Below are 22,709 nucleotides of genomic sequence, written 5' to 3'. Positions count from 1 at the left end.
TTTATTTTGGGCGTTTTTTGATTGAGGTGCGGCTTATTCCGCCGCACCCTCATCCGTCGGACCCGCTTCCGGGGCGGCAGCGCCGAGATCACCGGTCTCGCTGACGATTTCCTCCGGCAGGCCATTGCCGTTTTCCTCGTCGCCTTCCGGCTCGCTGATACGCTCGACCGAGACAACCTTTTCGTCCTTGGCGGTCGAGAAGATCGTAACGCCCTTCGTAGCGCGGCTGGCGATGCGGATGCCGTTGACCGGCACGCGGATCAGCACACCGCCATCGGACACCAGCATGATCTGGTCGTTGTCCTCGATCGGGAAGGCAGCGACCAGTTCGCCGATCTCCGCGGTCTTGGACGTATCGGTAGCGCGGATGCCCTTGCCGCCGCGGCCCGAGGTGCGGAAGTCGTAGGAAGACGACCGCTTTCCAAAACCCTTTTCGGAAACCGTCAGCACGAACTGCTCGCGGGCCTTCAGTTCCTCGTAACGCTCGTCGGAGAGCTGTCCCTCCTCGGTGACTTCCTCACCCACGAGAGCGATATCCTCCTCGTCGACGCCTGCGGCGCGACGTTCGGTCGCCGAACGCTTGAGATAGGCCGCACGCTCCCAGGGCTCCGCGTCCACATGGCCGACAATGGTCATGGAGATGATGCGGTCGCTTTCGCCGAGCGTGATGCCGCGTACGCCGATCGAATTGCGGCCGGCAAAGACGCGCACGTCACCGACGGGGAAGCGAATGCACTGACCGAGCGCCGTGGTCAGCAGCACGTCGTCCTGATCGGTGCAGGTCTCGACGGAGAGGATTTCGTCACCCTCTTCCTCGAGCTTCATGGCGATCTTGCCGTTGCGGTTGACCTGCACGAAGTCCGACAGCTTGTTGCGGCGAACGGTGCCGCGGGTTGTCGAGAACATCACGTCCAGGTTCTCCCAGGTCGTTTCGTCCTCTGGCAGCGGCATGATCGTGGTGATGCGTTCGCCCGGCTCCAGCGGCAGCATGTTGATCAGCGCCTTGCCGCGGGACTGCGGCGTGCCGATCGGCAGGCGCCAGACCTTTTCCTTGTAGACGATGCCGCGCGAGGAGAAGAACAGAACCGGCGTGTGGGTATTGGCCACGAACAGGCGCGTGACGAAATCCGCGTCGCGCGTCGCCATGCCGGAACGGCCCTTGCCGCCGCGACGCTGGGCGCGATAGGTGCCGAGCGTGACGCGCTTGATATAACCGAGATGCGAAACGGTGACGACCATGTCCTCGCGGGCGATGAGATCCTCATCGTCCATTTCGAGACCGCCTTCGAGGATCTGCGTGCGGCGCGGCGTGCCGAATTCATCGCGTACGGCAGCGAGCTCTTCCTTGACGATCGTCTGGATGCGCAGGCGCGACGACAGGATGTCGAGGTAATCGCTGATCTCGGCGCCGATCTTGTTGAGTTCGTCACCGATTTCATCGCGGCCGAGAGCCGTCAGGCGGGCGAGACGGAGCTCGAGGATGGCGCGCGCCTGTTCCTCGGACAGATTGTAGGTGCCGTCCTCGTTAATCTTGTGGCGCGGATCGTCGATGAGCCGGATCAGCGCATCGACGTCCTGAGCCGGCCAACGACGGGTCATCAACTGCTCGCGCGCCGTCTGCGGATCGGGTGCGCGACGGATCAGGAGAATGATCTCGTCGATATTGGCGACCGCGATCGCCAGGCCCACCAGGACGTGAGCACGTTCGCGAGCCTTTCGCAGCAGGTATTTCGTGCGCCGGCTCACCACTTCCTCGCGGAAGGACACGAAGGCGCGCAGCATGTCGAGCAGCGCGAGCTGTTCCGGCTTGCCGCCATTCAGCGCCACCATGTTGCAGCCGAACGAGGTCTGCAGCGGCGTGTAACGATAGAGCTGGTTGAGGATCACGTCCGCATTGGCATCGCGCTTCAGCTCGACGACGACCCGGTAACCCTGGCGGTCGGATTCGTCGCGCAGGTCGGAAATGCCCTCGATGCGCTTTTCGCGCACCAGCTCGCCGATCTTCTCGACCATGGTCGCCTTGTTCACCTGATAGGGAACTTCGGTGATGATGATCTGCTCGCGATCGCCGCGCATCGGTTCGATTGCGGCGACGCCGCGCATGATCACCGAGCCGCGGCCGGTCTCATAGGCGGAACGGATGCCGGCCCGCCCGAGAATCAGGGCGCCTGTCGGAAAGTCCGGACCGGGAATGATCTCCATCATTTCCGGCAGCTCGATCGCCGGGTTGTCGATCAGGGCGATACAGCCGTTGATCACTTCCACCAGATTGTGCGGCGGGATGTTGGTCGCCATGCCGACGGCGATGCCGCCTGCGCCGTTGACCAGAAGGTTCGGGAATTTCGCCGGCACCACGACGGGCTCGGAGAGCGTGCCGTCATAGTTGTCGCGGAAATCGACGGTTTCCTTGTCGAGATCGTCGAGCAGCGCGTGGGCCGCTTTCTCGAGGCGGCATTCGGTGTAACGTTCGGCCGCCGGCGGATCGCCGTCGATCGAGCCGAAATTGCCTTGGCCGTCGATCAGCGGCAGGCGGAGCGACCAGTCCTGCGCCATACGCGCCAGCGCGTCATAGATGGCCGAGTTGCCGTGGGGATGGAATTTACCCATCACGTCCCCGGTTACACGGGCGCATTTGACATATTTCTTGTTCCAGTCGATGCCGAGTTCCGACATGCCGTAGAGGATGCGCCGGTGGACCGGCTTCAGTCCGTCGCGGACATCAGGAAGGGCGCGGCTGACGATGACGCTCATGGCGTAATCGAGGTAGGACCGCTGCATCTCTTCCATGATGGAAATGGGTTCGATGCCTGGAGGCAGCTTTCCGCCGCCGGGTGTGCTTTGCTCAGTCAAATCGGATCACGATCTCTGTTCGGAATCAGTTTCTTTTTTATAGCGGAAAGCGGTTCCGAGCGCCAATTTCCACAATGGTTTTGAACAGCTTTTGCGGCTTTAACACGGCTTTTGAACAAGGTCGAAACATGCCGCGACGCTGACGGGGTGGGCTTTCTTTCGCTGCCGGCCTGTCCTAACAATCTTCGCATGCGACTGCAAGGATTGCAGCCTGACAGGGAGAGGATATGGCGACCCCCGATATGCTGGTCAATGCGCTGACCACGATGCTCGTGACACTCGACCCGCCCGGTCTGGCGCCGGTCTTTCTGGGCCTGACCGTCGGCATGACCGCCCTCCAGCGCCGCCAGGTCGCCTTCCGGGGATCGCTGATCGCCTTCGGCATCCTCGCCGTCTTCGCGCTGTTCGGTTCGAGCGTGCTCGGGCTGCTCGGCATTTCGATCGGTGCCTTCCGCATCGCCGGCGGCCTGCTGCTTTTCTGGATCTCGTTCGAAATGGTGTTCGAGAAACGCCAGGAGCGAAAGGAGAAGACATCCCAGGCGGCGATCACCATCGACCACATCCACAATATTGCGGTGTTTCCGCTGGCGCTGCCGCTGATTGCCGGACCGGGCGCGATCTCGGCTACCGTCCTGCTTTCCGGCACCCTGCCCGGCGTTCTCGATCGGGCGCTTTTCATCGGCGTCATCGCGCTGATCATGCTGCTCGTCTACGCAACGCTTCTGGTCGCCGAACGGCTCGACCGTTTCCTCGGGGTCACCGGAAGGGCGATCCTCACCCGTCTGCTCGGCGTGATCCTGGCGGCGCTCTCCGTTCAGTTCGTCGTCGACGGGGTGCGCTCGGCCTTCAATCTTTAGGCCCGCACCCTTCGCGTAGGACCCAGCGTTAGGTAAGACCTGGGCGACAGAGCGGAATTTTCTGCTAAAACGCGATTCATCTCACCTCACTCGAAGGTCTCCATGATGCGCCGCATGTTGCGCCGGCTCCTGCCGGAAGCCACCCCCGTCAGCCCCAAGGAACGATTGCGTGCCGCACTTGGCGCGCTCGTGGGCATTCTGGTGACGGGACTGCTGGGAAGCCTGGCTTTGAAGGCAGATGCAACGCTTCCGGCGCTGGTCGCCCCCATGGGGGCTTCGGCCGTGCTGTTGTTTGCGGTGCCTTCCAGCCCGCTTGCCCAGCCGTGGTCGATCCTTGGCGGCAATATCGTCGCCGCTCTTGTCGGCGTGACCGCCGCGCTTTTGATACCCGACCCCTTCCTGGCCTCGGCGGTGGCAATCGCCGTTGCCATCGCCGCGATGATGACGCTTCGGTGCCTGCATCCCCCGAGCGGGGCGATCGCGTTGACCGCGGTGCTGGGTGGGCCGGCCATCCACCAACTCGGATATGGTTTCGTGATCTGGCCCGTCGCCGGCAACTCGCTGGCCCTGCTGCTGCTCGCGCTGGCCTTCAACAATCTGACGGGACGTCGATACCCGCACGCGGCCAAGCCGACGGCGGCCGATCACGGCACGACCGATCCCGCCTCGATCCAGCGGATCGGCTTTACCTCCGCCGACCTCGACGATGTCCTGAAAGAATACGACGAATTCCTGGATATCGACCGCGACGACCTCGAAACCATCCTGCGGCGGACGGAATTGCGCTCCTATCGCCGGCGCGCCGGCCATCTCGATTGCGCCAGCATCATGTCGCGCGATGTGGTGGCGGTCGCACCCGACAATACGCTGAAGGAGGCGCACGACCTGATGCGCGCCCACCATTTCAAGGCCCTACCGGTTACCAACGACAGGGCGGAAGTGGTTGGCATCGTCACCCAGACAGATTTTCTCGACAAGGCGAACTGGACGAGAGGCCGGCCGAAAATCGGTTTTGCCCAGCGTGTGCGCCTCGTCCTGTCGGGGGCCAGCGCACCGAACGACACGGTCAAGGACATCATGACAGCGCCTGTCAGGACGGTTGGCCCGGCCACGCCGATCGCAGACGCTATCGTCATCTTCGCCGAGGAGGGGCTGCACTACCTGCCGGTAACCCGCGAGAACAACAAGCTGGTCGGCATTCTCTCGCAATCGGACGTCCTGGTCGCGATGCTCGCCGACAAGGCAGCCGCCTGATCGATAATTCAGGCAGCTGCCGTTTTATAAATCGATGCCGACCGATCGATCAGAACGGGATGTCGTCGTCGAGATCGCGCGAGAAATTGCCGCCGGCCGGCTGACCGCCGGAGGACGGAGCGCCGCGGCTCGCGCCGCCCGCAGCGGGCCGACGCTCGTAATCGTCACCGCCGCCAAAATCATTGCCGCCGAAATCGCTGCCGACACGATTGCCGCCGCCGCCGCCACCGCCGAAACCAGCACGGTCACCGCCGCCCTCGCCGCGGCCATCCAGCATGGTCAGCGTCGAGTTGAAGCCCTGAAGCACGATTTCCGTCGAATAGCGGTCGTTGCCGGTCTGGTCCTGCCACTTGCGGGTCTGCAGCGCGCCTTCGATATAGAGCTTGGCGCCCTTCTTCACGTATTGCTCGACGACCTTGCAGAGACCTTCGTTGAAGACGACGACAGTATGCCATTCGGTCTTCTCGCGGCGTTCGCCATTGTTGCGATCGCGCCAGGTTTCGGACGTGGCGATGCGAAGGTTGGCGATCGGCCGGCCGTCCTGCGTCCGGCGGATTTCAGGATCAGCCCCCACATTCCCCACCAGGATTACCTTGTTCACACTACCAGCCATATTCATCACCTCATCTGCCGCCCGGTAACGGCACCAAAAATCAATCGCGGCACTCTAGCCCATCGGGCCCAGCCATTGGGTTTTTGCGATCTTTAATCCACAGGCAAATTTGTTCTTTATTTGTTCTATTTTATTCCTATAGTGCTGTCAACCGACTCGGGAACGGCGTTGCACGACAGCAGTTTCGTCTCGACAGTCGTGGATCAATCACTACATAAGGGCCTTCGATCCTCCCGAGAGCATAAGATGAGCGAACTGAAGAGCATTTCCATACGTGGTGCGCGCGAGCATAATTTGAAGGGGATCGATCTCGATTTGCCCCGCAATTCGCTGATCGTCATGACCGGCCTGTCCGGTTCGGGCAAGTCTTCGCTCGCCTTCGACACGATCTACGCAGAAGGCCAGCGGCGTTATGTCGAAAGTCTTTCGGCCTATGCGCGCCAGTTCCTGGAAATGATGCAGAAGCCGGATGTCGACCAGATCGACGGGCTTTCTCCGGCAATCTCGATCGAGCAGAAGACGACCTCGCGCAATCCGCGCTCGACGGTCGGCACGGTCACCGAAATCTACGACTATATGCGCCTGCTTTTTGCACGCGTCGGGGTGCCCTATTCGCCGGCGACAGGCCTGCCGATCGAAAGCCAGACGGTCAGCCAGATGGTCGACCGCATCCTCGCCTTCGAGGAAGGCACGCGTCTTTATATTCTGGCACCGATGATCCGCGGGCGCAAAGGCGAGTACAAAAAAGAACTCGCCGACCTGATGAAAAAGGGGTTCCAGCGCGTCAAGGTCGACGGCCAGTTTTACGAGATCGCCGACGTTCCGGCGCTCGACAAGAAATACAAGCACGATATCGATATCGTCGTGGACCGGCTCGTGGTCCGCTCCGATATTGCCGCGCGCCTGGCCGACAGTCTCGAAACCTCGCTGAAACTGGCCGACGGGCTGGCGGTTGCCGAATTCGCCGACAAGCCGCTTCCGCCGGAAGAGACTTCGGCCGGCGGATCCGCGAACAAATCCCTCAACGAAACGCATGAGCGGGTGCTGTTTTCTGAAAAATTCGCCTGCCCCGTTTCCGGATTCACCATTTCGGAAATCGAGCCGCGGCTGTTTTCGTTCAACAACCCATTTGGCGCCTGCCCGACCTGCGACGGTCTCGGCTCGCAGCAGAAGGTGGACGAAGCACTGATCGTGCCGGAACCTGCCCGGACACTGCGCGACGGCGCGATTGCGCCATGGGCGAAATCCACGTCTCCCTACTATAACCAGACGCTCGAAGCACTGGGCAAGGTTTTCGATTTCAAGCTGTCCAGCCGCTGGAACGAGCTTTCTGCAGAGGCGCAGAAAGCCATCCTCGAGGGCACCGAGGAAAAGATCGAATTCCACTATGCCGACGGCGCCCGCTCCTACAAAACGGTCAAGAATTTCGAAGGCATCGTGCCGAACCTCGAACGCCGCTGGAAGGAAACCGACAGCGCTTGGGCGCGCGAGGAGATCGAACGGTACATGTCGGCGGCCCCCTGCCCGGCCTGCAACGGCTATCGCCTGAAGCCGGAGGCACTCGCCGTAAAGATCAACAAGCTGCATATCGGCCAGGTCACCGAGATGTCGATCCGGATCGCGCGTGACTGGTTCGAGGTGCTGCCGGAACAGTTGAACGCCAAGCAGAATGAGATCGCGGTCCGCATTCTGAAAGAAATCCGCGAACGCCTGCGGTTCCTGAACGATGTCGGCCTTGATTATCTCAGCCTGTCGCGCAATTCCGGCACGCTCTCCGGCGGCGAAAGCCAGCGCATCAGGCTTGCCTCGCAGATCGGCTCCGGCCTGACCGGCGTACTCTACGTTCTCGACGAGCCGTCGATCGGCCTGCACCAGCGCGACAATGCCCGCCTGCTCGATACGCTGAAACACCTGCGCGACATCGGCAATACGGTGATTGTCGTCGAGCATGACGAAGACGCGATCATGAGTGCCGACTACGTGGTCGATATCGGCCCTGCGGCCGGCATCCATGGCGGACAGGTGGTGGCCGAAGGCACGCCCAACGAGGTGATGGCCAATCCGAAATCGCTGACCGGCAAATATCTGTCGGGCGAGCTCGGCGTGCCGGTACCCGCCGAGCGCCGCAAGCCGAAAAAGGGAAAGGAAATCAAGGTTTTTGGCGCCCGCGGCAACAACCTCAAGAATGTCACGGCCGCCATTCCGCTCGGCGTGTTCACCGCTGTGACAGGCGTGTCCGGCGGCGGCAAGTCGACTTTTCTGATCGAGACGCTTTACAAATCCGCCGCACGCCGCGTCATGGGCGCCCGCGAAATCCCGGCCGAGCACGACAGGATCGACGGTTTTGAACACATCGACAAGGTGATCGATATCGACCAGTCACCGATCGGCCGGACGCCGCGTTCAAACCCCGCCACCTATACCGGCGCCTTCACGCCGATCCGCGACTGGTTTGCCGGCCTGCCGGAGGCTAAAGCTCGCGGCTACCAGCCGGGTCGTTTCTCGTTCAACGTCAAGGGCGGCCGCTGCGAAGCCTGCCAGGGCGACGGCGTCATCAAGATCGAGATGCACTTCCTGCCGGACGTCTACGTCACCTGCGACGTCTGCCACGGCAAGCGCTACAATCGCGAGACGCTCGACGTCACCTTCAAGGGCAAGTCGATCGCCGACGTGCTCGACATGACGGTCGAGGAAGGCGTCGAGTTCTTCTCGGCGGTTCCGGCGGTGCGCGACAAGCTGCAATCGCTTTTCGATGTCGGCCTCGGCTATATCAAGGTGGGCCAGCAGGCCAATACGCTTTCGGGTGGCGAGGCGCAGCGCGTCAAGCTAGCCAAGGAATTGTCAAAACGTTCGACGGGGCGCACGCTTTACATCCTCGATGAGCCGACGACCGGCCTGCATTTCCACGACGTCGCCAAGCTTCTGGAAATGCTGCAGGAACTGGTGAACCAGGGCAATTCCGTGGTGGTTATCGAGCACAATCTCGAGGTCATCAAGACGGCCGACTGGATCATCGATATCGGCCCGGAAGGCGGCACCGGCGGCGGCGAAGTGATCGCGGCCGGCACGCCCGAGCAGATCGTCAAGGAAAAGCGGTCCTATACCGGCCACTTCCTGAAGGAACTGCTGGAGCGGCGGCCGATGAAGAAGGTGGAAGCGGCGGAGTGAACCTCCGCACAAGGGAGGCAATTCATGACCAAAGCCGGCACAATACGCACGGGCATCGGCGGCTGGACCTTCGAGCCGTGGGAGGGCACGTTCTATCCTGAAAAACTGGCGAAAAAGAAGCAGCTCGAATATGCGGCCAGCAAACTGAAGGTCATCGAGGTCAACGGCACCTATTACGGGTCGCAAAAGCCCGAAACCTTCGCCAAATGGGCATCGGAAGTGCCGGACGGCTTCATCTTTTCGCTGAAGGCAAGCCGCTTCACCACCAACCGCAAGGTTTTGGCCGAGGCAGGAGAATCGATCGAGAAATTCCTGACCCAGGGCCTGACCGAGCTTGGCGACCATCTCGGGCCGTTGCTCTGGCAGTTCGCGCCGACCAAGAAGTTCGAAGCGGATGATTTCGAGGCCTTCCTGAAATTGCTGCCGAACAAGTTGGACGGGCTGAAGCTGACCCATGTGGTTGAGGTCCGTAACGACACGTTCAAGGTGCCGGAATTCATCGCTCTGCTTTCGAAATACAACATCGCGCCCGTCTGTGCCGATCATTTCGACTATCCGATGATCGCGGATGTCACGGCGGATTTCGTCTACGCGCGCCTGCAGAAGGGGTCGGACGACATCAAGACCTGTTATGCAGAAGAGGATATGAAAGCCTGGGCGAAAAGGCTGGAAACCTGGGCCGAGGGCGGCGTGCCGGACGACCTGCCGCTGGTCGATGACAAACACAAGCCGAAGAAGGAGCCGCGCGACGTCTTCGCCTTCTTCATCCACGAGGGCAAGGTGAACGCGCCCTATGGCGCGATGGCGATGCGCGAACTCCTGGAAAGCCGAAGCTAGGGATCCAGGCCGATGCCGGCATGGACGGCGAGATCTTCGGCCGTCATGCCCCTGCCCGCCCGCTTGCCGGCTTCGCCATGCAGATAGACGCCTGCTGCGGCTGCCTCGAAGGCGGGCATGCCTTGGGCGAGCAATGCGCCAATCACGCCGGCCAGAACGTCGCCGGAACCGGCAGTCGCGAGCCACGGCGGTCCGTTGGTATTGATATAGGCGCGTCCATCGGGGCTGGCGATCACCGTATCGGCGCCCTTGTAGACAATGGCAGCGTGGGCTCGGGTCGAGGCCTTCACCGCCTTTTCCACCTTGCTCAGGTTGTCATCCGCGGCGATGTCGGGAAACAGGCGGGCGAATTCGCCCTCGTGCGGCGTCAGCACCAGACGGGTCTCCTCGCCGGCAAAGGCATCGAACAGGTCCGAAGGCTTTTCCTTGAAGGAAGTAATGCCGTCTGCATCGAGCACCAGCGGGCGATCCTTCAGCGCCAGCGCGAATTGTCTTGTTTTCTTGCCGATGCCGAAGCCCGGTCCGAGCACAAAAGCGGCGAGTTTTGCCGAACCGAGCCAGTTTTCCAGATCTTTCACCGTATCGACCGGATGCAGCATGATCGCAGTCAGCGAGGCTGCGTTGACCGGCATGGCAGTGCTCGGCGAACCGACCGTCACCAGCCCTGCCCCGGCCTTCAGGCCTGCGGTCGCAGAAAGCCGAGCCGCACCCGTCTTGCCAGCCTCGCCGGAAAATACGGCCAGATGTCCGCGGCGGTATTTATGGGTTTCGCGTCCCGGCTCGGCCAACAGACCGCGCCACAATTCCGGTCCGTTTTCCCTCGTCTCGCCCGCAACCTCACGGATGATGCGGGCCGGAATGCCGATATCGAAAACCTCGACGTCACCGCAAAGTGACCTTCCCGGCAGCAGCAGGTGGCCCGGCTTTCGGGTCATGAAGGTGACCGTATGGACGACCTGAAAGGCGGCGCCGAGCGGTACGCCACGCCTTCCGCAGAGACCGGAAGGCAGGTCGACGGCGATAACCGGTATCCGCGCCTCGCCGACCCGGCGGATCACATCCGCGACAATGTCGGGCACGTCACGCGTCAGGCCGGCGCCGAACAGCGCATCGATCACCACGTCGCCCGCCATCGGCCGGTAGGCTTGGAGCGGTTCAGACGGCAGGTCGCAGAGCTCGCGCGCCTGCCTGGCATCTCCCTTCAGCTTCTGCGGGTCGCCGAGATGGTGGACGCGAACAGGAGCCCCGGCTTGGCCAAGCACGCGGGCCGCCACATATCCGTCGCCGCCATTGTTTCCGGGGCCGCAGAGCGCGACAAAACGCAAGGCGCCGGGAAATTGCCGGAGTGCGGCCGCCGCAACCGCCTGCCCTGCCCGCTCCATCAGATCGAATGACGGAATGCCGGATCGGGCAGAGGCGGCGTCCGCCGCTGCCATCTCGTCGGGTGTCAGAAGCAATGAGACAAGCGAAGCATCCATAGGCGCAATTGAACGGAAAGATGATCAGAAAACAAGCGCCGTCTGGCCCGCTAGATAGGCAAAAAATTGTGCAAATGCCTAAATTTACGTCCTCACCCGTGCTATATTCGACAATGCTTAACTAATGGAAAAACTTCAAAAAACTCCGATTCTTGTGCCGCAACGCACCAATTGTGAGAAAAACGGAAGCAATTTTGTCACTGAAGCTGCTGTTTTGTAGGGAATTAGGGCAAAACTGCATTATTTTTTTGAAAGTGTCGTCTGAGTTTGGCACGATAACTGCATTGGCATGTGCGAGCGGGTAACGGCCTGCTTCAAGAGAGAAGCGGAGATATAGTTTCTCATGAAAAAGATCGAAGCGATCATCAAGCCTTTCAAGCTCGACGAAGTGAAGGAAGCCCTTCAGGAAGTCGGGTTGCAGGGGATCACAGTGACCGAAGCCAAGGGCTTTGGCCGCCAGAAGGGCCATACCGAGCTCTATCGCGGCGCGGAGTACGTCGTCGATTTTCTGCCGAAGGTCAAAGTTGAGGTAGTCCTGGCGGACGAGAACGCGGATGCCGTCATCGAAGCCATCCGCAATGCGGCACAGACTGGACGGATTGGAGACGGCAAGATATTCGTTTCCAACATCGAGGAAGTCATCCGCATCCGCACCGGTGAAACGGGCGTGGACGCCATCTAAACGCCCCCCAATAAACGCCCTAGGGCCAAAGGCCGGGGTTCATCGTCATCGTACATCGAGGAGGTCATATGACGAGCGCAAGCGAAATCATGAAACAAATCAAGGAAAACGACGTCAAGTTCGTGGACCTGCGCTTTACCGACCCCAAGGGCAAGCTGCAGCACGTCACCATGGACATTGCGTCGGTCGATGAGGACATGTTCGCCGACGGCGTCATGTTCGACGGTTCCTCGATCGGCGGCTGGAAGGCCATCAACGAGTCGGACATGGTGCTGATGCCCGACCCGGCGACGGTCCACATGGATCCGTTCTTTGCCCAGTCGACCATGGTCATCTTTTGCGACATCCTCGATCCGATTTCCGGCGAAGCCTACAACCGCGATCCGCGCGGCACGGCCAAGAAGGCCGAAGCCTATCTGAAGGCATCCGGTATTGGCGATACGGTATTTGTCGGCCCCGAGCCGGAATTCTTCGTCTTCGACGACGTCAAGTACAAGGCCGATCCTTACAATACCGGCTTCAAGCTCGATTCGTCGGAACTGCCGTCCAACGACGACACGGACTACGAGACCGGCAACCTTGGCCACCGGCCCCGCGTCAAGGGCGGCTACTTCCCGGTCCCGCCGGTCGACAGCCTGCAGGACATGCGTTCCGAAATGCTGACCGTGCTCGCCGAAATGGGCGTGGTCGTCGAAAAGCATCACCACGAAGTGGCTTCCGCCCAGCACGAGCTCGGCGTCAAGTTTGACACCCTGGTGCGCAACGCCGACAAGATCCAGATCTACAAGTATGTCGTGCACCAGGTCGCCAATGCCTATGGCAAGACCGCGACCTTCATGCCGAAGCCGATCTTCGGCGACAACGGCTCGGGCATGCACGTGCACCAGTCGATCTGGAAGGACGGCAAGCCGACCTTCGCCGGCGACGAATATGCCGGCCTTTCCGAGAGCTGCCTCTTCTATATTGGCGGCATCATCAAGCATGCCAAGGCGATCAACGCCTTCACCAACCCGACGACGAATTCCTACAAGCGTCTCGTCCCGGGTTATGAAGCACCGGTTCTGCTCGCTTACTCGGCTCGCAACCGCTCGGCCTCGTGCCGCATTCCCTTCGGCACAGGACCGAAGTCGAAGCGCGTCGAAGTCCGCTTCCCGGATCCGCTGGCAAACCCCTATCTTGCCTTTGCCGCCATGCTGATGGCCGGCCTCGACGGCATCAAGAACAAGATCCATCCCGGCAAGGCCATGGACAAGGATCTCTACGACCTGCCGCCGAAGGAACTGAAGAAGATCCCGACCGTCTGCGGTTCTCTGCGCGAAGCCCTCGAAAACCTCGATCGCGACCGCAAGTTCCTGACCGCCGGCGGCGTCTTCGACGACGACCAGATCGACGCCTATATCGAGCTCAAGATGGTGGAAGTCATGCGCTTCGAAATGACGCCGCATCCGGTCGAGTTCGACATGTACTATTCGGCCTGATCCGACTGGGCGCGATTTCCGCGCTTGGCTGCGTTGCGAACGGCGGGCCGCAAGCCCGCCGTTTTCCATTTCGCCGAGCCTTGTGGCTTGCGCCTCCATTGCCGGTGTGCCGATGACCTCCCCCAACCCTCCACAGCCGCGCCCGATCGACTGGGTGATCTTCGCGCTTGTGCCCGTGTTCTTTTCCAGCAACCTGATCTTCGGGCGCGGCGTGATCGGCGAGATCGGGCCGTTCATCACCGCCTTCATCCGCTGGGCCGGAGCAACCCTGATCATCGTGCCGCTGCTGTATCTCGACTGGACGGCAGCCTGGACCTTTGTGCGCCGGCATACCTGGCTCTGGCTGTGGCTGGGTTTCCTGAGCATCGGCATCAGCGGCGGCTTCGTCTATTGGGCGCTGACACTGACGACGGCATCGAACGCGACGCTGATCTACACGACCTCGTCGCTGTTCATCATCCTTTTCGAATGGCAGTTTTCCGGCCGCCGGATCGGCGGCCGCGAGCTTCTGGGCATGGCGGTCGCATTCGCCGGCGTGGCGGCGATCGTGCTGCGGGGCGACGTCGGCGCCCTGGCGCACATGAATTTCAATGTCGGCGACCTCGGCATGCTCGTGGCGGCGATCTCCTTTGCGGTCTATTCGCTCCTGCTGCGCCGCCCGGCAGCCCAAGCGATCCGGCCATTCACGCTGTTCGGGCTGATCGGCTTTTCCGGGTCGCTCCTGCTGCTGCCCCCGGCGCTCTGGGAACTCTTCCATGGCGGACTGCTGCCGAGGACGTTTTCAGCCTGGTCGAAGATTGCCGGCATCATCCTGTTTGCCTCGCTTGCAGCGTTCTACTGCTTTCAGCATACGGTGAGGATATTTGGCCCGGCGACGGCGGGAGTGACGCTTTACATGATGCCGCCGGTCTCTATCGTCATGGCGGTGATATTCCTCGGTGAGACTTTTGAAAGATATCACGCGGTCGGCATCGTTCTGGTGCTCGGCGGCATAGTTCTGGCGACGACCCGGCCGCGGAGGCTGACTAAGTCTTAAGTCTATCCCGTGGAACGAAGCGGGCCGGTCTGCATTAATCTCTTGATGTCGGAGAATTTTATTCCCACATTAGGATGCGAAAGGACATCGCACCATGAAACAACGCCACGCTAAATTTACCATCGGAGAAGTGGTCCGCCACAAGGTCTTTCCGTTCCGGGGCGTCGTGTTCGATGTGGATCCGGAATTCGCCAATACGGAAGAATGGTGGAATTCCATTCCCGCAGAAATCCGGCCGAACAAGGACCAGCCCTTCTATCATCTCCTCGCGGAGAATGACGAGACGGAGTATGTCGCCTATGTCTCGGAACAGAACCTGGAACATGACGAAAACGATGCCCCGCTGCGCAATCCGCAGGTCTACCAGATCTTCGATCGCGGCCCATCCGGTCAGTTGAAGCCCAAGATCATACTGGCCCACTAACCCGAATTCGCAAGACCCGGAAAGGCGTCGGCATTCTGCCGGCGCTTTTTTCATGTCCGGAATCAGAAAGCCCGGCGCTTGGCCGGGCTTTAAGCTGTTTGGTTCCGACTGGAACTTACTGACCCTGCTTTGCAGAATTCTGGGCGTCTTCCAGCTTCTTGCGGGTCTCTTCCGCCTTGCGCTGCATGCCTTCTTCGAGGCTGCGCTGGCTTTGAGCGATCTGTTCCTGCGGCATGGCCGGACCGTCGAATACGCCGGTGAAGCCGGTGAGCGGAACCTTGATCGGGTTCGGAGCGCGGCGGAAGTTGATCGACGTGAAGACCACCTCGCCGCCCTTCTTGAGGCTAGCAATCATGGCGTCGGTCAGCGGCACTTCGGCGGTGCACTTGTCCGGAAGGCAAACGATGTAATCGAGCTTCTGGCCCTTGCCGCCGTCGATCTGCATGACGATGCCGGGCGGCACGAGCCGCGCGGTCGGGACCGAAACCTGCATGATCTTGCGGTTGACCTTGCCTTCCACCGTGATCAGGCCGACGGCGGTGATGAGCTGGCCGTTCTGGGCGGCAATGATGTTCTGCACGACGCAGAGATCGCTGTCGTCCTGCTTGGTGCAGGTCTTGAACCAGCCGAGCGGCGGTGCACCAGGAGCGGCCGCGGCCGGAGCATCCTGTGCAAGGGCTGCGACCGGCAGCGCTGCTGCGCCGGCCGAAAGAGCGAGAGCGGACATCGCCGTCCGCAGAACTTGGGTTGCCTTAAGCATCATAACGAGATCCGTCTCCTGAAATCCGCTGGGTACGGCAGACGCCGTCAACTCCCTCGGGGTGTCCTACTGCCTGTGACCTGTCGGTCAAATGAGGCAATTGAATGACCCGCCCGTGTGGCCAACCTGTTACATCGGGCGGACATCGATATCCAGTCCCTCTTTCGTATTTTTTGACAAGGAGTTAACGTCGGCGATCACTCTTTTGCATATCGCGGCGGTTGGTTGGCCTCATGGCATGCGCTATTTTGCAGGCGAATCAGCGAGGATTTCACCGCCATGGGTTCCATGCGACGCTTTCTTCCCCTCATCGCCGCGCTTCTCATCGGCACCCCGGCCCTTGCCGAACCGGTGCACGGGATAGCCATGCACGGCAGTCCGGCGCTCGGCCCCGACTACAAACATTTCCCTTACGTGAACCCGGACGTGAAGAAGGGCGGGCGTGTAACCTATGGCGTCGTCGGCACGTTCGACAGCCTCAATCCGTTCATCCTGAAAAGCATGCGCACCTCGGCGCGCGGCATCTGGGACCCGGCTTTCGGCAATCTTATCTTCGAATCGCTGATGACCCGTTCCAGCGACGAGCCGTTCACGCTTTATGGTCTGCTGGCCGAGAGCGTCGAATGGAATGACGACCGGACCTTCATCCAGTTCAATCTCAATCCGAAGGCGAAATGGTCGGATGGCCAACCGGTTACCCCGGATGATGTGATCTTTTCGTTCGAACTGTTGCGCGACAAGGCCCGCATTCCATACTCGTCCCGATTGGCGCCCGTCGCGAAAATGGAGAAGGTCGGCGAGCACGGCGTCCGTCTGACCTTCAACGAAAAGGCCGACCGGGAATTTCCGTTGATCCTCGCCACCGGCACCCCGATCCTGCCGAAACACGCAACCGATCCGGCCACCTTCGATCAGTCGACGCTAAAGCCGCCGGTCGGCTCCGGCCCTTACCGGATCAAGTCCATTTCGCCCGGAGAACGCATCGTTTATGAACGGGATCCGGGTTACTGGGGCAAGGATATTCCGGCCAAGGTGGGTTTCGACAATTACGATCAGATCAGCGTCGAATATTTCCTGCAGGACAACACGTTGTTCGAGGCCTTCAAGAAGGGCGCGATCGACATCTATCCCGACGGCAGCCCGACACATTGGGCGCGGGCCTATGATTTCCCGGCGGTCCAGAACGGCGACGTGATCAAGGATGCGTTCAAGCCGCAGCTGCCGACCGGCATGCTCGGTTTCGTGTTCAATACGAGAAGAGCGCTCTTCGCCGACGTGAACGTGCGCGCCGGCCTGTCGCTCGCCTTCGATTTCGAATGGGCCAACAAGAACCTCTTCGAGGGCGCCTATACCCGCACCGAGAGCTTCTGGCAGAACTCGCCCCTCTCCTCGCTCGGCAAGCCGGCGGACGAGCGGGAGCTCAAGATCCTCGGACCCATCAAGAACAGGATCGAACCGGTTGTGCTCGACGGCAGTTATCATCTGCCGAAGACCGACGCTTCCGGCGCGGACCGCAAGGTGTTGCGCGATGCGGTCGATCTTCTCAGGAAGGGCGGTTATGCGATCAAGAACGGCAGGATGACGGACGCTTCGGGCAGGCCGTTGACCTTCGAGGTCATGACCCAGACCCAGGACCAGGAAAAGCTCGCGATCGCCTATCAGCGGACGCTGAAAATGATCGGCGTCGACATGTCGATCCGCACCGTCGACGATGCCCAGTACCAGGCCCGCTCCGGCAATTTCGACTATGACATGATCGTCAAATCCTATCCCGCGTCCCTATCGCCCGGCATCGAACAGGCCGGGCGCTGGGGATCGGATTCCCGCAATCGCGACGGCAGCTTCAATTTTGCCGGCACTGCGGATCCCGATCTCGACAAGCTGATCGAGGCCATGCTGACCGTTCGCAGCAAGGAGGATTTCGAGGCTGCGGTGCGGGCTTACGACCGGATGCTGATTTCCGGTCACTATCTCGTTCCGCTCTATCATATCCCCGATCAGTGGGTGGCGCGTCGCAAGCATATCGGTTATCCGGAAAAGCTCCCGCTCTATGGCTACCAGCTCAACACCTGGTGGGATAAGCGGGCGCAATAATCCGGCCTCTTCCGGTTACCGAAGAAAGGACGCCGCCATGGAGCGCGTAACCATCGACATCGTTTCGGATATCGTCTGCCCCTGGTGTTACCTCGGCAAAGCGCGGATGGAACTGGCGGTCGCCGAAGTGCAGGACGAGATCGGCGTGGATATCAACTGGCGCCCTTATCGGCTCAATCCGGACCATCCGCCCGAGGGCGTCGACCATCAGGCCGACCTTGCCGCCAAGCTCGGCGGCAAGGATGCCGTCGAACGCGCCCACGCCATGCTGAAGAAACTCGGCGAAGAAGTCGGCATCAAATACAATTTCGAGGCGATCAAGATCGGCCCCAACACGCTCGATGCGCATCGCCTGCTGCATTGGGCGATCGTCGAAGATCGCCAAATCCAGGACAAGGTTGCGACCGCCCTGTTTAAGGCGAATTTCGAGGAAGGCCGCAATGTCAGCGATCACGCCGTGCTGGCCGATATCGCCGAACAATCGGGCCTGGACCGCAAGGTCATCGAGAACCTTCTGGCAAGCGACGCCGACAAGGACACCGTCCTTGGGGAGATCGAGGCGGCCCAGAAGATGGGCGTGACCGGCGTGCCGTTCTTCATCATCGACGGACAATACGCGGTCAGCGGAGCGCAGACGCCGGATGTGCTTGCCAATGCGCTGCGAGAAATCGCCAAGCTGAAGGCGGAAGCCCGCAAGGGCATGATCTGAGAACGGACCGACCGCGTGCGTACCGACCAGACCTTGAAGGGCGTTCTTTTCGCCTTCGCCTCGTTTGCCGCCTATTCCTGGAGCGATGCCAGCGTCAAGATGATCGAGGGCGCGCTGACGCCCTATGAAATGGGCTTTTTCGGCGCCGTCTTCATGCTCGCCGGTTTTCCCTATCTCATGAAACCAGGCGACAGCTGGCTCGACGTGGTGCGAAGCACCAACCGGCCGCTCTGGGTCCTGCGCTTCTTCTCCGCGGCTATCGGGACGATCGGCAGTGTTGCGGCCTTCACCTACCTGTCGATGGCGGAAGCCTTCGCGCTGATCTTCCTGCTGCCGTCCTTCGTGACGATCATGTCGGTGCTGTTCCTCAAGGAGACGGTCGGAATCCGGCGCTGGAGCGCCGTGATCATCGGCTTTGTCGGCGTTCTGATCATTTTGCGCCCCGGTTTCCGCGAGCTTTCGATCGGGCATGTCGGCGCGGTCTTTGCCGGGTTTTCAGGAGCGATCTCGATCATCGTCTATCGCGCCGTCGGGCCGTCCGAGAAGCACATCTCGCTCTACGGCGCCGGCGTGCTTGGCGTTCTCGTAATCCTCGGCATCCTGATGATCCCGGACTTCCATTGGCCCACCCTTCCGCAATGGGTCATGCTTGCCGGATACGGCCTGCTGGCGGCACTGGCCACCGTCTGGCTGATGTATGCCGCCAACCACGCGCCCGCCGCCGTGATCGGGCCGACCCAATACAGCCAGATGCTCTGGGCCATCCTGTTCGGCTATCTCGTCTTCGGCGACACAGTCGACCTGCCGATGTTGATCGGCATCGTGCTGATCATCGGCTCCGGCCTCCTGACGCTCGCCCGCGAGCGGGCACGCGACGTGCGCCTGCCCGCGTCCGTCGCGACGGATCAGCAAGCCGCCGTCGTCACTGTCCCCGACAACAAACCCGATATATGATCACGATTTAGCCAGTTCCGCGAACTGGGTCATCACCTGGGCGGCGGCCGTCAGCCGCTTTTCGGGGGACGGCAGGTCGCGGGTAAGGAAGACGCTGTGGTCCGGGCGAATCTTGGCGAGCGTCCCCTGTTTGGCGATATAACCGACAAGATTGGCCGGGTTCGGGAACTGTTTGTCGCGGAAGGTGACGACGATACCCTTGGGGCCGGCGTCGAGCTTCTCGACATTGGCCTTGCGGCAGAGCGACTTGATGTAGACCACCTTCAACAGGTTCTGCACCTCAACCGGCATCGGGCCGAAACGATCGACCATTTCCGCGCCGAAACCATCGATCTCCGACAGGTCCGTGACTTCGCCGAGACGGCGGTAGAGGCCCATGCGCAGATGCAGATCGGGCACGTAGCTTTCCGGGATCATCACCGTGATGCCGACGGAAATCTGCGGCGACCAGCCGGTGTCGGTGATCTCGTCGTCGCCCTTCACTTCCGCCACAGCCTCCTCCAACATCTGCTGGTAGAGCTCGAAGCCGACTTCCTTGATATGGCCCGACTGTTCTTCGCCGAGCAGATTGCCGGCGCCGCGGATGTCGAGGTCATGGCTGGCGAGCTGGAAACCGGCGCCGAGCGTGTCGAGCGATTGCAGCACTTTCAGGCGGCGCTCGGCGGTGGTCGTCAGCTGCTTGTTGACCGGCAGCGTGAAGAGCGCGAAGGCGCGCACCTTGGAACGGCCGACACGACCGCGGAGCTGATAGAGCTGCGCCAGGCCGAACATGTCGGCGCGGTGGACGATCAGCGTATTGGCGGTCGGCACGTCGAGGCCGGATTCGACGATGGTCGTCGACAGAAGCACATCGTATTTGCCGTCGTAGAAGGCATTCATGATGTCTTCGAGTTCGCCTGCCGCCATCTGGCCATGGGCAACCGCGACCTTCAGTTCCGGCACGTCCGACTGGAGGAAAGCCTGGATTTCCGGCAGGTCCGCCAGCCGCGGGCAGACGTAGAAACTCTGGCCGCCGCGATAATGTTCGCGCATCAGCGTTTCGCGGATGACCAGCGGATCGAAGGGCGAGATGAAGGTGCGGACCGCCATGCGGTCAACCGGCGGCGTGGTAATCAGCGACAGTTCGCGTACACCCGTCATGGCGAGCTGCAGCGTGCGCGGGATCGGCGTTGCCGAAAGCGTCAGGACATGCACGTCGCTCTTCAGCTCCTTCAGCCGTTCCTTGTGCTTGACGCCGAAATGCTGTTCCTCGTCGATGATCAGCAGGCCGAGATTGGCGAACTGGATGCCGGCGCCAAGCAGCGCATGGGTGCCGACGACGATATCGACCTTGCCGTCGGCAATGTCCTTCTTGGTCTGGGCGAGTTCCTTGGCGGGCACCAGCCGCGACGCCTGCTCGACCTTGATCGGCAGCCCGCGAAAACGCTCGCGAAACGTCTTGAAGTGCTGGCGGGAGAGAAGCGTGGTCGGCACGACGACCGCGACCTGCGCGCCGTTCATGGCGGCAAAGAAAGCGGCACGCAACGCCACTTCGGTCTTGCCGAAACCGACGTCGCCGCAGACGAGGCGGTCCATGGGTCGGCCGGCACCGAGATCGTCGCGCACGGAATCGATCGCCGTCGCCTGATCCTCGGTCTCGTCATAGGGGAAGCGGGCGGCGAATTCGTCGTAGAGCCCTTCCGGTGTGGTCAGAACCGGCGCGCGGCGGGTGATGCGGGTGGCGGCAATGCGGATCAGCGCGTCCGCCATATCAAGCAGGCGCTTCTTGAGCTTGGCCTTGCGGGCCTGCCAGGCGCCGCCGCCAAGCCTGTCGAGTTGGGCCTCCGCCGCATCCGAGCCATAGCGCGACAGGAGATCGATATTCTCGACCGGCAGGAAGAGTTTTGCCTGGTCGGCATAGTGGAGCTCGAGGCAGGCACGCGGGGCGCCAGCGGCCTCGATCGTCACCAGTCCGACGAATTTGCCGATGCCATGCTCCGCATGGACGACCAGAGAACCTTCGTCGAGGCCGGCGACTTCGGTCAGGAAATTGGCGCCGCGCTTGCGGCGCTTGCCGCGGCGAACCATGCGGTCGCCGAGAATGTCCTGTTCGCCGATGACGACGATATTGCCCGTCTCGAAACCGGCCTCCAGGCTAAGGACCGCAGAAGCCGCCTCGCCTTTTTCCAGTTTGTCGAGATCGGCAAGCTTGTCGATCTGGTTGATGCGCTTCAGCCCGCGCTCGTCGAGCACCTGCAGCAGCCGGTCGAGCGAGCCGGCGGACCAGCCGGTGACAAGAACCTTGGCGCCCTCGGCGCGCTTGTCGGCGATATGCTTGACGACAAGGTCGAAGACGTTGACCCGTTCGTCGCGATCCTTCTCTTCCGTCTGGTTTTTCGCCCAGCGCGGACCGGCATGCGCATCCAGAGTCACCACCCGGCGACCTTCCGCGTCCATCTCGTTGAACGGCGTCAGGCGCACCGCGTTGACGGCGTCAAGCGCTGCGGCAAAGGCTTTGCTTTCGAGGTAGAGCTGACCCGGTGAAACCGGCTTGTATGGCGCCGCCTGGGCGGCCGCACCCTTGCCCTGGGTGCCGCTGTCGCGCCGTGCCTCGTAATAGTCGAGCACCAGTTTCGAACGCTCGCCGGCCGCTTCGCGAGCCGTGTGGTCCGTGACGATCCGGAACCCCTTGAAGTAATCGAAGGCGGTTTCGAGACCGTCGTAGAACAGCGGCAGCCAGTGTTCCATGCCGGGGTAACGCCGGCCTTCCGAGACCGCCTGATAGAGAGCGTCGTCGCGGGTCGCGGCGCCGAAGAGGGAGAGGTAGTTCTTGCGGAAGCGGCTGATCGTGTCCGGCGTCAGCGTCACCTCGCTCATCGGATTGAGGTCGAGGGCGCGCGCCTGGCCGGTGGTGCGCTGGCTGGCGGGATCGAACGAGCGGATCGATTCCAGCGTGTCGCCGAAGAAATCGAGGCGTACCGGCTCCTCCGTGCCCGGCACGAAGACATCGAGAATGCCGCCGCGCACGGCGAATTCGCCGACTTCGCGGACCGTCGCAACGCGCTCGAAACCGTTGCGCTCGAGCCGCGCGGCGATGTCGTCCATGCGGATCTGGTTGCCGGGTTTGGCGGAGAAGGCGAGGCTTTCGATGATCTCGGCAGGAGCGATCTTCTGCAGCATTGCATTGACGGTGACGAGCACGATCGCCGCATGCGGCTTCTTGGCATGTGAGATCAGCCCGGACAGGGCCGCAAGCCTACGGGCGGAGACATCGGCGCTCGGGGAAACGCGGTCATAGGGAAGACAGTCCCAGGCCGGCAAAGTCAGGACCGGGATTTCCGGCGCCACGAAGGACAGCATCTGTTCCAGATCGAGCATGCGCTGGCCGTCCGACAAGACATAGGCAACCGCCTGGCCGGCGCGCGCGAGCTCGGCAAGGATCAGCGGCTCCATGCCCGGCGGCACGTTGCCGATGGTCAGCGGCGTCTGCGCCGCGGCGATCTTCTTCGCGTCGAATCCGGGAATCATCGGGCCAG

Annotated in this window: 16 protein-coding genes; 11 read left to right on the top strand and 5 right to left on the bottom strand. The window is 61.5% G+C overall.

Annotated features, from left to right (window positions below; all coding sequences use genetic code 11):
• Positions 1–33: 33 nt before the first annotated feature.
• Positions 34–2,850, bottom strand: a complete 2,817-nt coding sequence (gyrA, locus tag C5J24_RS04110; protein ID WP_105415787.1) for a DNA gyrase subunit A — start codon at positions 2,848–2,850, stop codon at positions 34–36.
• Positions 2,851–3,077: 227 nt separating this feature from the next.
• Here gyrA and C5J24_RS04105 point away from each other — a divergent pair, with 227 nt between their 5' ends.
• On the top strand, positions 3,078–3,707 hold the full coding sequence (locus C5J24_RS04105; RefSeq protein WP_038542993.1) for a MarC family protein: 630 nt from the start codon (positions 3,078–3,080) through the stop codon (positions 3,705–3,707).
• 105 nt (positions 3,708–3,812) lie between these two features.
• Positions 3,813–4,961: an HPP family protein gene (locus C5J24_RS04100; protein WP_105416633.1), complete on the top strand. Its 1,149-nt coding sequence runs from the start codon at positions 3,813–3,815 to the stop codon at positions 4,959–4,961.
• Positions 4,962–5,010: 49 nt separating this feature from the next.
• On the opposite strand, the gene C5J24_RS04095 is transcribed toward C5J24_RS04100, so the two are convergent.
• Complete coding sequence (locus C5J24_RS04095) at positions 5,011–5,574, bottom strand: single-stranded DNA-binding protein (RefSeq protein WP_105400989.1); 564 nt, start codon at positions 5,572–5,574, stop codon at positions 5,011–5,013.
• A gap of 246 nt (positions 5,575–5,820) precedes the next feature.
• Between C5J24_RS04095 and uvrA the strand changes: the two genes are divergently transcribed.
• A complete protein-coding gene (gene uvrA, locus C5J24_RS04090; RefSeq protein ID WP_105415785.1) occupies positions 5,821–8,742 on the top strand; it encodes an excinuclease ABC subunit UvrA in 2,922 nt (973 codons plus the stop codon).
• A 24-nt stretch (positions 8,743–8,766) separates the two neighbouring features.
• The gene (locus C5J24_RS04085; RefSeq protein WP_105415783.1) at positions 8,767–9,579 is read left to right on the top strand and encodes a DUF72 domain-containing protein; all 813 of its coding nucleotides are present in this window, start codon (positions 8,767–8,769) and stop codon (positions 9,577–9,579) included.
• Here the strand turns inward: C5J24_RS04085 and C5J24_RS04080 are convergent.
• Positions 9,576–11,057 carry an NAD(P)H-hydrate dehydratase gene (locus C5J24_RS04080; RefSeq protein WP_105415781.1) on the bottom strand — a complete coding sequence of 494 codons (1,482 nt, stop codon included), beginning with the start codon at positions 11,055–11,057 and terminating at the stop codon, positions 9,576–9,578. The genes C5J24_RS04085 and C5J24_RS04080 overlap by 4 nt on opposite strands.
• Positions 11,058–11,400: 343 nt before the next feature.
• Here C5J24_RS04080 and C5J24_RS04075 point away from each other — a divergent pair, with 343 nt between their 5' ends.
• The 4 genes from C5J24_RS04075 to hspQ all read left to right on the top strand — a co-directional run bounded on the left by C5J24_RS04075 (position 11,401) and on the right by hspQ (position 14,677).
• A complete protein-coding gene (locus C5J24_RS04075) occupies positions 11,401–11,739 on the top strand; it encodes a P-II family nitrogen regulator (RefSeq protein ID WP_038542987.1) in 339 nt (112 codons plus the stop codon).
• A 68-nt stretch (positions 11,740–11,807) separates the two neighbouring features.
• Complete coding sequence (gene glnA, locus C5J24_RS04070; protein ID WP_007753930.1) at positions 11,808–13,217, top strand: type I glutamate--ammonia ligase; 1,410 nt, start codon at positions 11,808–11,810, stop codon at positions 13,215–13,217.
• Between the two features lie 112 nt (positions 13,218–13,329).
• Complete coding sequence (locus C5J24_RS04065; RefSeq protein ID WP_105415779.1) at positions 13,330–14,253, top strand: DMT family transporter; 924 nt, start codon at positions 13,330–13,332, stop codon at positions 14,251–14,253.
• Between the two features lie 94 nt (positions 14,254–14,347).
• Positions 14,348–14,677 carry a heat shock protein HspQ gene (hspQ, locus tag C5J24_RS04060; protein WP_046667651.1) on the top strand — a complete coding sequence of 110 codons (330 nt, stop codon included), beginning with the start codon at positions 14,348–14,350 and terminating at the stop codon, positions 14,675–14,677.
• Positions 14,678–14,792: 115 nt separating this feature from the next.
• Here the strand turns inward: hspQ and C5J24_RS04055 are convergent, their stop codons facing one another.
• Positions 14,793–15,440, bottom strand: coding sequence for an invasion associated locus B family protein (locus tag C5J24_RS04055; protein ID WP_037087005.1), 648 nt, complete (start codon positions 15,438–15,440; stop codon positions 14,793–14,795).
• 285 nt (positions 15,441–15,725) lie between these two features.
• Between C5J24_RS04055 and C5J24_RS04050 the strand changes: the two genes are divergently transcribed.
• From C5J24_RS04050 to C5J24_RS04040, 3 genes are read left to right on the top strand one after another with little or no spacing between them, the layout of a single operon-like run.
• Positions 15,726–17,531 carry an extracellular solute-binding protein gene (locus C5J24_RS04050; RefSeq protein WP_105416631.1) on the top strand — a complete coding sequence of 602 codons (1,806 nt, stop codon included), beginning with the start codon at positions 15,726–15,728 and terminating at the stop codon, positions 17,529–17,531.
• A 37-nt stretch (positions 17,532–17,568) separates the two neighbouring features.
• The gene (locus tag C5J24_RS04045; protein WP_105415777.1) at positions 17,569–18,240 is read left to right on the top strand and encodes a DsbA family oxidoreductase; all 672 of its coding nucleotides are present in this window, start codon (positions 17,569–17,571) and stop codon (positions 18,238–18,240) included.
• A gap of 15 nt (positions 18,241–18,255) precedes the next feature.
• Positions 18,256–19,194, top strand: a complete 939-nt coding sequence (locus C5J24_RS04040) for a DMT family transporter (RefSeq protein WP_105415775.1) — start codon at positions 18,256–18,258, stop codon at positions 19,192–19,194.
• On the opposite strand, the gene mfd is transcribed toward C5J24_RS04040, so the two are convergent.
• Positions 19,195–22,701 carry a transcription-repair coupling factor gene (gene mfd, locus C5J24_RS04035; protein WP_105416629.1) on the bottom strand — a complete coding sequence of 1,169 codons (3,507 nt, stop codon included), beginning with the start codon at positions 22,699–22,701 and terminating at the stop codon, positions 19,195–19,197.
• Positions 22,702–22,709: the final 8 nt, after the last annotated feature.

The organism is Neorhizobium sp. T25_27 (genome assembly GCF_002968565.1).
Classification (GTDB): domain Bacteria; phylum Pseudomonadota; class Alphaproteobacteria; order Rhizobiales; family Rhizobiaceae; genus Neorhizobium; species Neorhizobium tomejilense.
This window is presented reverse-complemented; position numbering and strand designations above follow the sequence as displayed.

Bases quoted from the DNA above. Each gene is read 5' to 3' on its own strand.
- C5J24_RS04105 (WP_038542993.1), top strand. From the start codon at position 3,078: ATGGCGACCCCCGATATGCTGGTCAATGCGCTGACCACGATGCTCGTG.
- C5J24_RS04100 (WP_105416633.1), top strand. From the start codon at position 3,813: ATGCGCCGCATGTTGCGCCGGCTCCTGCCGGAAGCCACCCCCGTCAGC.
- C5J24_RS04095 (WP_105400989.1), bottom strand. From the start codon at position 5,574: ATGGCTGGTAGTGTGAACAAGGTAATCCTGGTGGGGAATGTGGGGGCT.
- uvrA (WP_105415785.1), top strand. From the start codon at position 5,821: ATGAGCGAACTGAAGAGCATTTCCATACGTGGTGCGCGCGAGCATAAT.
- C5J24_RS04085 (WP_105415783.1), top strand. From the start codon at position 8,767: ATGACCAAAGCCGGCACAATACGCACGGGCATCGGCGGCTGGACCTTC.
- C5J24_RS04080 (WP_105415781.1), bottom strand. From the start codon at position 11,057: ATGGATGCTTCGCTTGTCTCATTGCTTCTGACACCCGACGAGATGGCA.
- C5J24_RS04075 (WP_038542987.1), top strand. From the start codon at position 11,401: ATGAAAAAGATCGAAGCGATCATCAAGCCTTTCAAGCTCGACGAAGTG.
- glnA (WP_007753930.1), top strand. From the start codon at position 11,808: ATGACGAGCGCAAGCGAAATCATGAAACAAATCAAGGAAAACGACGTC.
- C5J24_RS04065 (WP_105415779.1), top strand. From the start codon at position 13,330: ATGACCTCCCCCAACCCTCCACAGCCGCGCCCGATCGACTGGGTGATC.
- hspQ (WP_046667651.1), top strand. From the start codon at position 14,348: ATGAAACAACGCCACGCTAAATTTACCATCGGAGAAGTGGTCCGCCAC.
- C5J24_RS04055 (WP_037087005.1), bottom strand. From the start codon at position 15,440: ATGATGCTTAAGGCAACCCAAGTTCTGCGGACGGCGATGTCCGCTCTC.
- C5J24_RS04050 (WP_105416631.1), top strand. From the start codon at position 15,726: ATGCGACGCTTTCTTCCCCTCATCGCCGCGCTTCTCATCGGCACCCCG.
- C5J24_RS04045 (WP_105415777.1), top strand. From the start codon at position 17,569: ATGGAGCGCGTAACCATCGACATCGTTTCGGATATCGTCTGCCCCTGG.
- mfd (WP_105416629.1), bottom strand. From the start codon at position 22,701: ATGATTCCCGGATTCGACGCGAAGAAGATCGCCGCGGCGCAGACGCCG.